11 protein-coding genes are annotated in these 15,953 nt (G+C 44.4%); 7 read left to right on the top strand and 4 right to left on the bottom strand.

Annotation, left to right across the window (positions count from 1 at the left end):
- Positions 1–5: 5 nt before the first annotated feature.
- Entirely contained in the window at positions 6–2,231 is a 2,226-nt protein-coding gene (locus vsple_RS05155) for an NADP-dependent isocitrate dehydrogenase (RefSeq protein ID WP_261882862.1), read from the bottom strand.
- A gap of 317 nt (positions 2,232–2,548) precedes the next feature.
- Here vsple_RS05155 and vsple_RS05150 point away from each other — a divergent pair, with 317 nt between their 5' ends.
- Positions 2,549–3,286 carry a pseudouridine synthase gene (locus vsple_RS05150; RefSeq protein WP_261882861.1) on the top strand — a complete coding sequence of 246 codons (738 nt, stop codon included), beginning with the start codon at positions 2,549–2,551 and terminating at the stop codon, positions 3,284–3,286.
- A gap of 162 nt (positions 3,287–3,448) precedes the next feature.
- On the opposite strand, the gene vsple_RS05145 is transcribed toward vsple_RS05150, so the two are convergent.
- Complete coding sequence (locus vsple_RS05145) at positions 3,449–4,486, bottom strand: porin (RefSeq protein WP_261882860.1); 1,038 nt, start codon at positions 4,484–4,486, stop codon at positions 3,449–3,451.
- Between the two features lie 514 nt (positions 4,487–5,000).
- Here vsple_RS05145 and dinG point away from each other — a divergent pair.
- The 5 genes from dinG (at position 5,001) to vsple_RS05120 (ending at position 9,864) form a co-directional block, all read left to right on the top strand.
- Positions 5,001–7,076 carry an ATP-dependent DNA helicase DinG gene (gene dinG / locus vsple_RS05140; RefSeq protein WP_255231019.1) on the top strand — a complete coding sequence of 692 codons (2,076 nt, stop codon included), beginning with the start codon at positions 5,001–5,003 and terminating at the stop codon, positions 7,074–7,076.
- Between the two features lie 107 nt (positions 7,077–7,183).
- A complete protein-coding gene (locus vsple_RS05135; protein ID WP_261882859.1) occupies positions 7,184–7,963 on the top strand; it encodes a sulfite exporter TauE/SafE family protein in 780 nt (259 codons plus the stop codon).
- Positions 7,964–7,979: 16 nt separating this feature from the next.
- Positions 7,980–8,528 (top strand): primosomal replication protein, encoded by a 549-nt coding sequence (locus vsple_RS05130; RefSeq protein ID WP_261882858.1) that lies wholly within the window; start codon positions 7,980–7,982, stop codon positions 8,526–8,528.
- The gene (gene rsmS / locus vsple_RS05125) at positions 8,518–8,688 is read left to right on the top strand and encodes a pleiotropic regulatory protein RsmS (protein WP_261882857.1); all 171 of its coding nucleotides are present in this window, start codon (positions 8,518–8,520) and stop codon (positions 8,686–8,688) included. The genes vsple_RS05130 and rsmS overlap by 11 nt, the downstream gene beginning before the upstream one ends.
- 42 nt (positions 8,689–8,730) lie before the next feature.
- On the top strand, positions 8,731–9,864 hold the full coding sequence (locus vsple_RS05120) for a ribosomal protein uL16 3-hydroxylase (protein WP_261882856.1): 1,134 nt from the start codon (positions 8,731–8,733) through the stop codon (positions 9,862–9,864).
- Positions 9,865–9,935: 71 nt separating this feature from the next.
- Here vsple_RS05120 and vsple_RS05115 read toward each other — a convergent pair whose 3' ends face one another.
- Positions 9,936–12,053, bottom strand: coding sequence for a methyl-accepting chemotaxis protein (locus vsple_RS05115; protein WP_261882855.1), 2,118 nt, complete (start codon positions 12,051–12,053; stop codon positions 9,936–9,938).
- Positions 12,054–12,324: 271 nt separating this feature from the next.
- Between vsple_RS05115 and xthA the strand changes: the two genes are divergently transcribed.
- Positions 12,325–13,131: an exodeoxyribonuclease III gene (xthA, locus tag vsple_RS05110; protein WP_255231025.1), complete on the top strand. Its 807-nt coding sequence runs from the start codon at positions 12,325–12,327 to the stop codon at positions 13,129–13,131.
- Between the two features lie 47 nt (positions 13,132–13,178).
- Here the strand turns inward: xthA and vsple_RS05105 are convergent, their stop codons facing one another.
- Positions 13,179–15,911 (bottom strand): ImpA family metalloprotease, encoded by a 2,733-nt coding sequence (locus vsple_RS05105; protein ID WP_261882854.1) that lies wholly within the window; start codon positions 15,909–15,911, stop codon positions 13,179–13,181.
- Positions 15,912–15,953: the final 42 nt, after the last annotated feature.

Here is a 15,953-nt window from a genome sequence, read left to right as displayed (position 1 = left end):
AAAGACTATGCATCAATCACTGCATTCAAAGTCGCACTTGGGCGCATCAGAGCTGAAGTCAGAGCATCATCAAATAGGTAGTAACCACCCAGTTCGCCTTTAACACCTTGAGCACCGTTTAACTCACTAATGATCGCTTCTTCACTCTCAGAGAGTTTAGCTGCGACACTTGCGAACTCTTGTGCTAGCTCAGCATCAGCCGTTTGCTCTGCAAGAGCCTTAGCCCAGTATGTTGCTAAGTAGTAGTGGCTACCACGGTTATCTAATTCACCCACTTTACGCGATGGTGACTTATTCATGTCTAGGAATTCACCTGTCGCTTTATCTAGCGCATCCGCCAGTACTTGAGCTTTTGCATTACCCGTTACTGTGCTTAGGTGCTCAAGTGAAGCCGCCAGTGCTAGGAATTCGCCCAAAGAATCCCAACGTAGGTGATTTTCTTTTTCTACTTGCTGCACGTGCTTAGGAGCAGAACCGCCAGCACCTGTTTCAAACAGACCACCGCCGTTCATTAGTGGAACGATAGACAGCATTTTCGCCGATGTGCCAAGCTCTAGAATTGGGAATAGATCCGTCAGGTAATCACGTAGAACGTTACCAGTAACTGAGATTGTATCAAGACCTTCTTTGATACGAACTAGAGAGAACTTAGTCGCTTCTAGCGGAGAAAGAATCTTGATTTCTAGACCGTCGGTATCGTGTTCAGGTAGGTAAGCGTTCACTTTCTTAATCAGCTCTGCATCATGTGCACGAGATTCGTCTAGCCAGAATACCGCAGGAGTGTTTGAAGCACGAGCGCGCGTTACTGCAAGCTTAACCCAATCTTGAATTGGTGCGTCTTTAACCTGACACATACGGAAAATATCGCCTTCCTCAACGTCTTGCTCAAGAAGTACCGCACCATTTGCGTCAACAACTTGAACTGTACCAGCAGCATCTAGAATGAAGGTCTTATCGTGAGAACCGTACTCTTCTGCTTTTTGAGCCATAAGGCCAACGTTTGGCACACTGCCCATTGTTGTTGGATCAAATGCACCATTCTCTTTACAGAAATCGATAACCGCTTGATAGATGCTTGCGTAGCTACGATCAGGAATCATCGCTTTAGTATCTTTCTGCTTGCCATCTGGACCCCACATTTGACCAGAAGAACGTAGCATCGCTGGCATTGACGCATCAACGATGATGTCACTTGGTACGTGTAGGTTTGTGATGCCACGATCTGAGTCAACCATAGCGAGTGGTGGTTGAGTTTCGTATACCGCTTGTAGATCCGCTTCGATAGCTTCTTTCTGCTCTTGTGGTAGTGCTGCGATCTTAGCGTACACATCACCAATGCCGTTGTTCACATCAACGCCCAACTCTTCGAACAGCTGACCGTGCTTTGCGAATACATCTTTGTAGTAAACCTTAACCGCATGACCAAAGATCACAGGGTCAGACACCTTCATCATTGTCGCTTTCATGTGCAGAGAAAGCAGTACGTCTTGCTCTTTAGCTAATGCAATCTCTTTTTCAAAGAAAGCAACGAGTGCAGCTTTGTTCATCACTGAAGTGTCAATGATCTCTTTGTCTTGCAGAGCAAAAGCTGGTTTCAGTGTTTTCTTCACACCATCTTGACCAACAAACTCGATGCTTACTTCTGTTTCACCATCAACAGTGGTTGATTTTTCGCTACCGAAGAAGTCTTTGCCGTCCATGCTCGCGACATGAGACTTAGAATCTGAAGCCCATGCACCCATTGAGTGTGGGTTTTTCTTCGCGTAGTTTTTAACAGAAAGCGGCGCACGACGGTCAGAGTTACCTTCACGCAGTACAGGGTTTACAGCACTGCCTTTAATCTTGTCGTAGGTTGCTTTAATCGCTTTCTCTTCATCAGTGCTCGCTTCTTCTGGGTAGTTAGGAAGTGCGTAGCCTTTTGCTTGAAGCTCTTTAATGGTTGCTTGAAGTTGCGGGATAGATGCTGAAATATTTGGAAGCTTGATGATGTTTGCTTCCGGTGTTTTTGCCAACTCGCCAAGTTCAGCAAGTGCATCACCAATACGTTGCTCTTCAGTTAAATACTCTGGGAAGTTAGCAATAATACGCCCTGCAAGTGAGATATCACGAGTATCAACGTTGATACCAGAAGAAGCAGTGAATGATTGAATGATAGGCAGTAGAGAGTATGTCGCTAGTGCTGGTGCTTCGTCTGTAATGGTATAGATGATGGTTGGTTTTTCAGTAGGCATGAAATTTCCCTATAGTTCTGACAAGCTCACACGTTGTGAGAATGTTTAAATTGACCAGTAGACAGTGCTTGAGAGCGACGATGGTCTACTCGATAGTCGTACTCTATCTTATTTTTCATACCGTTTTATGACGGCATGAACCAAATCCGTGAGTGCGTTGTTATAATAAAACACGTTGGTATAATTAAACAAATTGGACTTTATAGTCCATTAACTTGTTCTATTTTGTGTCTTTTAGGCGCGCAAATGATAGCTCAATTCCGTTTCAGTGAAAACTTTTCAGCACACTTCGTTTACATTTTTGCAAGGTAGTTAACATGTCTACTCGCTCTCGTAGCACTTCGCGCCCTAATGGCTCCTCTCGACAAGGTGGTCAATTTAAACAAGGCAGCACAACCACATCGCGTACCAAGCATAAGGGAAATGAACGCCGTTCCTCTTCTGCTACCAAAAGCAATTCGTCGAGTAAGCAGCGCTATAAACGTAAACCACGCACAGAAAAACCTAGAGTCGCCATTGAAGACAGAAAAGTGATTCTATTCAATAAACCATTCGACACACTCAGTCAGTTTACCGATGGTGAAGGTCGCAAAACCCTAGCCGATTTTATTCCAGTAAAAGATATCTACGCGGCAGGTCGCTTAGATCGCGACAGTGAAGGACTAATGGTGCTTACCAACGACGGCATCTATCAAGCTAAATTAACTCAACCCAATTCAAAGTCACCAAAGACCTACTGGGTTCAAGTTGAAGGTGTGCCGAATGAAAGCGATTTAGATAAATTGAGAAAAGGTGTTGAACTCAAAGATGGTATGACACTGCCCGCTAAAGTCGAAGTTGTGCCAGCGCCTAGTGTTTGGGAACGCAATCCACCAGTACGATTTCGTGCGGCAATTCCGACGACCTGGCTTGCGATTACGATCATTGAAGGACGTAATCGTCAAGTGCGTCGTATGACAGCTAATATTGGCTTCCCTACTCTTCGCCTTATTCGTTACTCAATGGGTGAGATGAGTCTAGGTGATTTACAGCCTGGAGAGTGGAAAGAGGTATAGCGCGATAATCATCGCCTCCCTTACACCCAAACCCAAAAAAAACAGCCGCACACTGCGGCTGTTTTTATATAAATTTACAACTATTCACTGCGTATAGACGTAAAAAAGCCAGTCATGAGACTGGCTTTTATAAATTTCTAGCTATTACTTATTAAGTAATGATTAGAAGTAGTAGTATGCAGAAGCAAATACAAATGTCTCTTCATCAGAGCTGTCGTTACGAACACCGTCGAATACGTCTAACTCTTGTTTGATATCGATACCCATATCAACTTTCTCGCTATGCGTATACATTACTGCAACGTTCATGTAGCTGTAATCTTTGTCAGCAGCATTATTTGTTTCTGTAGTGTTCGAGCCGTAACCAGCTGCAACAGTTACCTGCTCAGATGCATCGAATGCACCAGATAGGTAGAAACCTGTGTTCTTCTTATCTGTTGTATCAGCGCCACTCTTGTTACCTTCATCAATCCAAGAGTTAAAGCCTAGCTTAACATTGTCACCAACTTTGAAGTTACCAGATAGAGAAGTTACTGTGTACTCAGCTTCGTCACGATCTTCGTAACCAGCGTAGATGTTAAAGATCTCATGTTCGAAACCAACGTAACCGTTGATACCTTTATCAGCTGCTTTATGGCTGTCCTTAGTTTCGAAGTAAGAAATACCGTAAGCAAACCCTGAAGTAGCACCTTGGAACTTAACTACGTTGAAACCGTCAGAAGCATCGCCTGCAGATGCACCGAACTCGTAAGTCATATCACCAGCGCCATCTACTTTATCAAGCGCTGTATCGTTTTCCCAACCGAAAGACGCAACACCAAAACCAGTGTCGAAGCCTAACCACGCTTTATCAACGTCAGTAGTCGGACCAGATTCAATATCATCGTATACTTCAGAAACTTTAGCTGACTCGTTTGTGTCTGCAATGTAGTTCATTTCTAGGTCTGTTTCAAAGTAACCAACCCAACGGTTATTTTTGTAGCTGATAGATAGAGTTAGTGCTGTTGCCCAATCGTCGTAGAAAGTACCAGAATATGTATCGTAGTAACCACCAACACCCCACGCACCAGACACAGAAAATTGGTCTTTATGCATATCGTCAAACTCAAACATTGGCTTAGAGTTTTGAGAGCTTGTTTCTACAGCAAACGCAGAAGTTGATACTGCTGCGATTGTTAGAGCTAATAGAGTCTTTTTCATAATAAATCCACTGCCTTTTCTAAGAATGGGAGATCCTTGCCCGGTTCCCTTTTTATTTATTGTGATGGTCATTACCACTCTTTGTTGGTTAATCACCGTCACCAAATTTCGAGGTCTAGATTGCAAAAGATTCCCCTGCGTGTCAAATCTTCTAAAAACAAATCTAAAAAAAAGACAAATTAAACAAATTCAATCACTTACATTTTTTTTCATGGTTTTACGAGACGTATCTCGGGCTGTTACGGTGAAAATATAATACACTTTAAAACAACAAATACAGTTAAATAAACTGGATTTAGCGCTAATACTGCGCTTGCTGCAGAATTAAAATCTTTTCGCAGTGTTTTTTATAATATTTATATTTTACGCAATAAATAAAATCGCTAACTTCATGAAGGTTCAGTTTTTTTTTGTGAACAAGATCTAGCTTTGATTCAAAAGCAACCTATTTCGTCGAAAATGAACAGACTAGTGAAATGTGCTACTATCGCGACTCCGTTACTTGGGTCACAGTATGCTAACCACTAAAATACAGAATTCTATTCGCACCAGTTATCAAAACCTTCAATCTCAGTTGGAAAACTTTGTACCTAGGCGTGCTCAAAATTACCTTGTTGCTGAAATAGCAAAGACACTTTGTGGTCAGTACCATAAAAGCAATCGCATAATTGTGGCAGAAGCCGGTACTGGGATCGGAAAGTCCCTCTCCTATTTAATGGCCACTATCCCTGTGGCTGTATTGAATAACCGAAAAATCGTCATTTCTACCGCTACCGTTGCTTTACAAGAACAACTGGTCAATAAAGACCTCCCTCTATATAGACGACTTACCGATAGAGAGTTCTCCTTTATATTGGCTAAAGGACGACAAAGGTACTGCTGTGCGGAAAAACTGGCCGTGGCGTGTGGCGCTGATGGTGGTCAGATGGCGATGTTTGAATCAAAGCCAAAGAAGAAAGACATAGAACAGCTGGAAACCATGTATCGAAGCCTAGCTCAAGGTAAGTGGGATGGTGACAGAGATTCATGGCCTAAGCCAATTGACGATATGATTTGGCAGATGATCGTGAGTGACAAACACAGTTGTAACAACAGTATGCCCGCACACCGAGATTGTCCTTTCCAAAAAGCACGCTCTGAACTCGACAAAGCAGACGTCATTATCGCTAACCACAGCTTAGTGATGGCAGACGCAGATCTAGGCGGTGGCGTCATTCTACCTGAGCCAGAAAACAGCATTTATGTGTTCGACGAAGCGCATCATCTACCGCATGTCGCACGTGATCACTCTTCCGCAGCCGCAAGCTTAAAAGGCGCAGCCTCATGGTTGGAGCGCTTGAACCAGTCAATCAGTAAACTTTCGGGCCTTGCGGAAGAGAAACGGGTCTATCGATTTAGAAATGAACTGCAAGATTCTGTTCAACAGCTCATTCCAACCCTTTCTCAACTGAGTAAGCGCTTCGATGCTACCCAATTTGAAGACGGCTTATATCGCTTTGAACACGGTGACCTTCCAGAATGGCTTGAAAGTGAATCAAAAGACCTCAAGCAGTTGAGTCAGAAAGCCAGTCAAGCCGTGGCAAAGATAGCCGACCTGATTGCTGAAAGAGTAAAAGATGGTGAGCTCTCAGCTAAACTCGCAGAACCCGCGCTTGCTGAAATTGGTTTCTACATACAGAGAACTGAAAATTTGGCCCAAGTTTGGCGTTTAATGGCTGAGCCTAAACGTGACAAAGGAGCGCCACTGGCACGCTGGTTGGAGCTTAATAAAGAGAATGAGGGCGATTTCATTGTTAATGTTTCACCTTTGGAAGTCGGCTGGCAATTAGACCAGCAGATCTGGAGCCGTTGTGTCGGCGCAGTATTAGTCTCTGCCACCATGCGAGCACTAAATTCATTCAGTTTCTTCTGCCATCAAGCTGGTATCAGTCAAAAACCTGAAGATGGCGTGCAGTTTCTGGCGTTAGCCTCTCCGTTTGATTATCAAAATCAGGCAGAGTTGATCGTGCCAGCAATGAAATACGAACCTCAGGCTCCGCAGTTTACAGAATATCTTATAGAGATTCTGCCTAAAGTCATTGAGGACAACAAAGCTAACCTCGTTCTATTCTCTTCATACTGGCAAATGAATCAGGTTGCAGAAGGTTTATCTACAGATTTCGTTAAAAAGGGATGGGCATTGCAAGTACAAGGGGATACTTCCCGCTCAGAAATTCTAAAAAAACATAAAAACCTTGTAGATAAAGGAAAAACCAGCGTGCTTTTTGGTACAGGTAGTTTTTCAGAGGGCCTTGATTTGCCTGGAGAGTTATTGGAAAACCTAATCATCACCAAGATCCCATTTGGTGTTCCAACCTCACCGGTAGAACAAGCACATTCAGAGTATATCGAGTCCAAGGGCGGAAACCCATTTATGCAAATTACCGTTCCTGAAGCGAGTAAAAAACTGATTCAATCTGTTGGCCGACTGCTGCGTAAAGAGCGAGATTCTGGTAAAGTCACGATCCTTGACCGACGCATAGTCACAAAGCGCTATGGCAAGTCCTTGTTAGACTCCCTACCGCCTTTTAAACGTACAATTAAATATTAATGAGTAGGGTTGTAAAGCGCTCCTGCTAAATTTTGTTTTAGATTTACTCCGGCAAATTTGAAAAACAACGCTGCTGATACAGCATATAACGAGAATAATAGCTATCTATGGAAATGATTGAACCAACCATGTTGGTCATACTTGCACTGGTTGCCTTCGCTGCCGGTTTTATCGATGCCGTTGCAGGCGGTGGCGGTATGCTCACCGTGCCAGCCCTGTTGTCTTTAGGTTTACCACCGCATATCGCGCTAGGCACTAACAAACTCGCAGCCACCTTTGCATCATCAACCGCGGCTTTTACCTACTACAAAAAGAAACTATTCAAGCCTCAGTGCTGGGTCAACGCATTTATTGCGACTTTAATTGGCGCAACTGTAGGTACATTGGTCGTCGATGCCATCAGTACTCAATGGTTAGAAAAAGTTTTACCGCTAGTGATTTTGGCCGCCGCAATCTATACGATTTTCCATAAAACACCGAATGCTAACCAAAACGTGTCCCCAACCCCTTGTCCCGTTCTTAAGAAGAAGCAGATTGCTCAAGGCTTTACTTTGGGTTTCTATGATGGTGTTGCCGGGCCTGGAACCGGTGCATTTTGGACTGTAAGCTCTATGGCGCTTTATCGCTTGAACATTTTGCTCGCGTCTGGTTTATCGAAAGCGATGAATTTCACCAGTAACTTCACCTCCCTAGTGACTTTTGCCATTCTAGGGCATATCGATTGGGTTCTCGGATTGACGATGGGCGTCTGTTTGATGGTTGGCGCGTTTGTTGGTGCTCACTCAGCTATACGCTTTGGCGCCAAGTTTATTCGCCCGGTATTTGTTACCGTGGTGAGTGTACTCGCAATCAAACTGGCTTATGAAGCTTGGTTTGTAAACCTGTAAAAAGTTTAGATTAAGCATGTCTCACTTTAAGCAACTCGGTAAAATTCTCGACACATTAATCGGGCACTGTAAACAACTAGACAGTGCTCGTGGTGCATACCATCAACCGCTTTTCGATAGTACTCTCTTTAAATCTCGAGCCAAGGTACTGATGCCGTATGCGCTAGAAGCACAATCTAACTATCATAGGATTCTCTCCGAGCAAGCAAAAAACCAACTAACAGCAACAAGAGCGGTTCACTTAACGGAAAAGTTAACTAACCAGATAGCGGCACTCCAGAGAGAGCTCGCAAATTACGACTTGCGTGAAGATCGTAATCTGCACCAACCACACTCTACCAATCAACTTTATAATGCCCTAGCTCAGCATCAAGATTGGCAACGGCGTTTGACCGCTCTCGTGCAGCAAAAAAAAGCTCAGTTTGATGCCTGCCCTGCTTATCAAAAAGATCAGGCTGAACAAGCTTGGCAACTGGCGATTGAACGGCTAGAGCGTTGCGAAGATTCAATGAAGAAGATACATAGGCAAATAGATTTAGAGGTCCGGAATAGAGATGAGCACTGAACAAGCCCCATCACCACTTGATAGCGCACCAGATGAGATCAAACTTGCGGTTGACCTTATCTACCTTTTTGAAAGCAACGAGATTGACCCAAAAGTCGCTTTAAAGGCGATAAAGATCGTTGAGAACGACCTTCAAGCTAAACTAGCACCTAGCACCTAGCACCTAGCACCTAGCACCTAGAACGAATATTACAGGATACACATGTACCAACTTAACTTCTCTATGGCCGAGTTTGTTGAACAATACTGGCACAAACAACCGACCATCATCAAAGGCGGATTCAAGGATTTCGTTGACCCAATTAGCCCAGAAGAGCTGGCGGGATTATCAATGGAAGAAGAAGTCGACTCGCGCTTTGTGTCTAACCAAGATAATAAGTGGTCAGCGGAACACGGTCCATTTAGCGAAGATAAGTTTGCACAACTCCCACCAAGCCACTGGCAGCTGATCGTTCAAGCAGCAAACCACTGGCACCAAGGTGCGGCTCAATTAGCAGAATCGTTTCAACAACTGCCAAACTGGTTATTTGACGATCTGATGATCTGCTACTCAGCTGAGCATGGTGGTGTGGGTCCTCATATTGATCAATACGACGTATTTATCGTTCAAGGTCACGGCAAACGTCAGTGGAAAGTGGGCGCTAAAGATCAGGGACAATATAAAGAGAGCATTCAAGCATCTGCGCTTCGTCAAATTGAAGGTTTTGATCCTATCATCGATCAAGTATTAGAACCGGGTGACATTCTCTACATTCCACCGGGCTTCCCCCATGAAGGGACAACTTTAGAGTCTTCAATGAGCTACTCAATTGGTTATCGTTCACCTAAAGAGCAAGAGTTGATCAGTAACTTTGCTGACTTCGTGCTTGCGCATGACATGGGTGACACACATCTTCATGATCCGGAGTTCAAGGCGCAAAACAACTTTGGTCAAATCCGTCAGTCAGACCTTGCAAACCTGACAAAAATGCTACATTCCGCGCTAGAGCAACCTAATACAGTAAGTGACTTTATGGGATGCCTACTGAGCCAGTCGCGCCATCAGCTTGATATCGTAGCGCCAGAGCCACTATGGAAAGCAGAAGAGGTGTCAAATCATTTAGCGGCACAAGGTGAGATATACAAAGTTTCTGGCCTCAAAGCCCTTTACCATGAGGCAGAGCCTAACGTGGCCTATATCAATGGTGAAGTCATTAAGGTCGAAGATGGTGACCGCGCCCTTTTAACGTCACTGTGCAATGAATCCATCATCACACTAGAACAAGCATTCAGCCCATCTGCTATTGCTCTTATTACGGACCTAGTAAACAAAGGCTATTGGTTTATCGAAGAGTAGCTAAACCTCAAAGCATACGAAAAGGGACACGCAAATACGTGTCCCTTTGTTGTTCTAAAACGAAGAAAAGATTACACCTTGAATTGATTAACTAGCACTTGCTGTTGCTGAGATAAGGTATCAATCTGATTCCCTTGCTCTTCAGATTTTGAAGCCTGCTCAAGAATCTGTGCGCTTAGATCACGAATGTTCACTACGCTTTGATTTACTTCACCAGAGACCGATTGTTGCTCTTCTGCTGCTCTTACAATCTGGTTATTCATATCGCTAATGGCCTCAATCGAGGTAAAGATAGAGCCTAAATCCTCAACCGCATTCTGAACGTGTAGAGCCGTATCATTCGCTAAGATGTTACCCTCTTGAATCGCTTCAACGACATCCTGCGTTCCAGCTTGAACTTTATCAATCACTTGACGAATTTCGCCTACAGATGCTTGTGTACGGCTTGCAAGATTACGAACTTCATCCGCAACAACGGCAAAGCCTCTCCCCTGCTCACCCGCACGCGCCGCTTCAATCGCCGCATTCAAAGCCAACAAGTTTGTTTGTTCTGAGATACCTTCAATCACACCCAAGATATCTGTGATGTTGGCGTTGTTCTTGGCAAGCTCTTCAACAATCGGTACTGCGCTCGACATACGCTCCACCAACTTCCTCATTTCGCCAGCGGACAACTCAATCACCTGCTGCCCTTGCTTTGCAGAAGAGTTAGCTTCACTTGCCGCACCTACTGCGATTTCAGCGTTCTGGACAACTAGACTTGCAGTCTGCGTCATCTCTTCTGCCGCTGTCGCGACTAAGTCGACCTCTTTAAACTGCGATTCACTGCTTTGACGCGTACTCGAAGCTGACGACTTTGCTGCACTGGTCGTATTCGCCACTTGCTCTGAGGTTGCGATCACTTCTTTGATCGTTGGCTGTAGCTTATCAAGGAATCGATTAAAGCCTTGTGCTAACTGCCCTACTTCATCTTGAGATTTGACCTCAAGTCTTTGAGTTAAATCGCCTTCACCTGACGCAATATCGTCCAGCCTTTCAACCACTTGACGAATCGGTTTTACAATAGAAAGTGAAGCAAACGCAATGACCCCTAGACCAATCACAATGAACAGGCCACCAGCAATCAGTTCCGTTTTAACACCTTCACTCAATTTATCACTGATAATTGCATCCAGCAGATCTGCATCCGCAACGACACTGTCGTGTGGAATCTCTAACAACACGCCCCAAGTCTGATTCGCTGCAACAACCGGAGCAAAAGCAAGCAACCATTCTCCGTTTTCGCTCCATTGAGTCATTGCCTCACCGCCGAACATAAAGTCGGTAAGTTGGTCATTACTTGTATTTGTACTCACGAATTGAGAACCAATTGAAATTGATGTGTCATCTGCCGCAATCACCGAGCCATCTAGACTCACTACGTAAATCGCACCATTGCCGTCAAACAGATCCGCGTCTGATTTAGCTACAATCTGGGTCAGGGAATCAAGTCGAAGGTCGATACCTAAGAAACCAATTGGTGTATCATCAATCATGATTGGCACAGATATCGACGAAGTTAACAGTGACTGGCCGCCACTCGTTACAACCTTAGGTGTACTGATACATGTTTGACCGCTCGATAGCGGACAATAAAAACGTTCACTGTTTGAGTTGTCATTAAGAGTTTGCTCAGAGAGAACATTTGACAGTACGTTCTCTCCGTTATCTGCCACTTTCCAATACGGCGCAAAGCGACCCACTTCGTTTGAACCTACGTAATCGGCATCCACATAATTTCCATCTTCACCATCGAGCATTTCAGGACGAAATACCAAGTAAGCACCAAGAATTGAATCAAAATCTAAAACTGAGCGACGAATCATCTCGTCTAATGCAGTACGTAGCTCTTCACTTGGCGTGAAGTTCTCTTCCGCATTCGTCTTTAGGAACTTAGCACTCGCGGCTAGCATTTCAGCTCGATAGATGGCTTCATCGACATAGCGCTGGGTTTCCTGCGCATTTAACTGTGAAACCGATGACAACAACTGTTCCGTTTTGTGAATAACAGAATCTGAGCTTTGAGACTTAATCACCTGTTGGTTACTTGAAGCGTTGTAGATCGAAAAACCAATAAGAGAGAGTGAAGTGATAAGTAGACAACACCCAGACAAAAGGGTGATCTTCCACTGTACTGAAAGTGAGCGCATTGAATATCCTTATTTAAGCCAAAAGACTTCCGTAGACCTAACAACATACCGATAGCGAAAATGCAATTCTACTTATGTCTGTTAGACGAATAGCTTAGCTTGCAATTACAGCACAAATCGGTCACATATAAAACGAAAGTTTATATAAATGTTAATAAATCGTGTCTTCTATTTTTTTAACGCTTATTTTCAACCGCTTTCGGTGTTGTCACCTTAGCTTGGGGTGTTAAGATTTAGCTATTATCCCCACTGACCTCCCCTGAGGAAATTTATGAAAGTCATCAGTTTTAATATTAACGGCCTTAGAGCTCGTCTACATCAACTTCAAGCAGTCATCGATAAACATCAACCGGATGTGATTGGCCTACAAGAAATCAAAGTTCATGACGAAGCATTCCCTCTCGCTGATGTTGAAGCTATGGGCTACAAGGTCTACTTCCACGGCCAAAAAGCGCACTACGGTGTTGCAATGCTGTGTAAGCAAGAGCCTGTTTCTGTACAGAAGGGATTCCCAACAGACACCGAAGAGCATCAGAAGCGCATGATCATGGCCACGTTCGAAGATGAGGCTGGCGAAAAGACTACTGTGCTTAATGGCTACTTCCCTCAAGGCGACAATATCAATCACGAGACTAAGTTTCCTTATAAGCGCCAGTTCTACCAAGACCTAATGACTTACCTCAATGATCACCACAGCAATGACGAACAGATCGTTGTGATGGGTGACATCAACATCAGTCCAATTGACGCTGATATCGGTATCGGTGAACCGAACGCAAAACGTTGGCTAAAAACAGGCAAATGTTCATTCCAACCTGAAGAACGCCAATGGCTAAAAACACTATTGGATTGGGGCTTTGTTGATACTTTCCGTCAACTTCACCCAGACGTGACCGATCAATTTTCATGGTTTGATTACCGCTCAAAAGGCTTTGTAGACAATCGTGGCCTGCGCATTGATGTGGTTCTAGCCACACCAAAACTTGCTGAAAAGTGCACCGAATCAGGCATCGATTACGAACTGCGTGGCATTGAAAAGCCATCAGATCACGCACCGATTTGGTCAACTTTTAAGTAATGAGTTGATATGTAAAAAGGGGGAACCTCTGAGGCTCCCCCTTTATCTTAGTTAAGCGGCCAAGCCGTTACTCCATCGACACTAATTGGCGCTTTCGCAAACTCATCGACACAATACCCTCTGCTGGAGCTGGCAAAATAAGTCAGAGGCATTGGTGTTAAACTGAGCGCAGCCACTTGAGACTTGGCTTTATCCGTAAAATTAAAGCCCCACATGTCTAGGTAATTTCTCATATCACGCTCATTGACGTAGCTCAGTGCAATCAACAACCAATCATCATTGGTGATTTGATTTGCCTCTTCCCTTGAGTAGCTATTGAAGCCAATCGTCTGTTTATTGGTGTTCCAAAGATCGTCGCTTGATTTAAGTCTATTAAACTCTCGTTCAATCAAGTGAAGTCGACCAAGCATATGCCAGCCGTAATCCAAAACACCCTGCTCTTGCGCTAACATCATCATTTGAATGAAAACACGGGCTCCCCAACTCCAGTGAGTTTGGCTTTGCTGCGCCATGAACGCATTAGGATCAGGTTGTGTCCGACTCTGTTGAAGAAGTTCATATTGACCTTTAAAGTCTAGACTTTGGCACGATGATACGTTGCCTGTATCTTGGTAGTATCGTGACTTACTGTAGTAGGAGTAATAGTTGGTTGTAGAGTGCCCTTCCCAACCACTAAAACGGAATCGGCCTTTTTCTAAGCCATGCCCTAACTCATGTAAGTCACCGTGACCCAGTGGATGAAAAGCCCAATAAGCATCATAAGGGTTGCCAGAGCAGCCATAGCCACAAGTCGCTTGGTCAGCGTTCATATGTTTGACGATGTCAATCGTCTCAACTTGCCAACCTTTACTGTCTCCATACCCATGCACTTCGGCGATTTCATCGATTCCCGGCCCTCTAAACCCAGCCAGCGCATGTGGAAAATTATGCATGTATCGTTCGGTCGCCAAAGCCATGTCATGCGGCTGGTTCCAATCGCTTGAACCGATTGATGTTTGCATTTTGTCCAACTTTGAGTGCACCTCAAAGCCAGGTGTAATCAGCTCTGCCCAATCAAATTTCGCTTCTTCGAGCTCGGCAACAAAGCGTTCGTTGTCTTTTTCACTTCGCCACACCGGATGCTGAGCAACATTCTCGAACTTCAACTCAACGTTGATATCATTCTTATCAAAATGAACCTGCAGTGTTCCGCCATACGCAGAGGTCAAAATGATGGTTTCTCCAGGTTCAATCGGATAAGCCACCGATGTTAAGAACTTAGGCCTCGCATAACCGCCGTCTTTTGAGAACTCGTGAGTGGCACCACTGCGTAGTGAGTTGAATGCGATGGATGTACTCACATCATTACGATCAACACGTGTGACTTTGATGGTCTGCCCGGGAAGTGCATACACCCCCGCTGAGCGGAAATTGCGTTTTGATTCCAACGTCACCGTTTTATAAATCAGCGGAACGTCTTCAAACGTTTTGGTGCTAAAGTTACCTAGGTTTGGCTGCGCGGCATTTACCGATCGGCTTTGGTATTGTACGTAATCACTGAAATAGGACCTTAGAAAATCGATTCTTTCAGTGTTGTTCTTATCCATTGGGTACGAGACATCTTGTCGATAACTGTCAGCTAACAGCAGTATCAACTTTTCATACTCATAATCACTATTAGCGAACAAGTCGACTTTCTGCTTATCTAAGCCATTCAAGTGCATACGAAGGGTATTAGCTGCCCGGTAAAACTCGGCATCCATCAACGATTCATCAGCGCAAGACTTATCATCACACAACTTCAGATCAACATTAAAACTGTCGTTTTTGAGGCGGTGTAACAAGGCTTGCTCCGCCAAAATAAAATCTGGGATTTGATCAAGAAGTTGCTTGGGGTCCCAATCAGATAGCCCCAATTTACGCCAATAGTTGTCACCCTCATATTGAATGTGCATTTCAGTAAACAGAGCACGCCCGAGTTCCGTCATCCCCCCGTCTAAATGCAAATACAGCACAGGGATCTGATGTTCAAATGAGTAGTTTAAGCCTTCAACTACATCGTTTACGCGGTCGCCGTCATTTAGCTGCTGGGAAATGATTAGGAGGTCGGGTTTCTCTTCAAGGCACGCCTTTAGCTTACCGGCATCACATGCATCATCATCGTTGATCAGTGCATGTGAATTAATATTATTTTTAATCCAGTTTCGGGTCGCACCATCATCAGGAAAGTAGTAGGACTGATCCATTTGAGCTAACACGATCTTCGCGGGCTTATCCGATCCCGCCGCCCAGTTAACCAGATTCTTTAACCATGTCTCCATTTGCTCGTTAACCGAGCTAGGATACCGTTGTAAAGTGCGGAAAGGGTTACTCGCCAATGCTGCATAGCGAGTTTGCGAAGCGGTGTATCCAGCCACACCGATAACTAACTCTTGGTCGGTGTAATCTTCATTCATCGCTTTGTTGGTTTTAAGGATGGGATCGTTAAAACCATAAGTAGAAGAGATGATAGCGGCGTCATGGGTAGGGTCCCAGAACAGCTGATTAAGGGTTTCTCCACCCTCACCTTGCATCAGATGGTTTTTGATCTGATTGTGTTGACGATTTAGCTCCGACACGAACGATTCGCTCGCAGCAATAAACTCATTAGCATCAGAGACTAACGAGGCGTCACCACTCTCAAGAGCTCTCTGTACTGCTGTTTTGGGCTGAGTAGAATCATTAGAATCACTGCCTCCACCACAAGCAGTAAGTAGCAGAGAAGGCACTGCCATGTATAAAAATAGTGTGCTTTTTTTCATTGCTGTACAACACTCTAGTAAAGTTGAACCGAGTGTATCTAT

This window comes from Vibrio pelagius (genome assembly GCF_024347575.1).
GTDB lineage: Bacteria > Pseudomonadota > Gammaproteobacteria > Enterobacterales > Vibrionaceae > Vibrio > Vibrio pelagius.
Note: the sequence above shows the minus strand (reverse complement) of the source record. Positions and strands in the feature narration are given on the sequence as shown.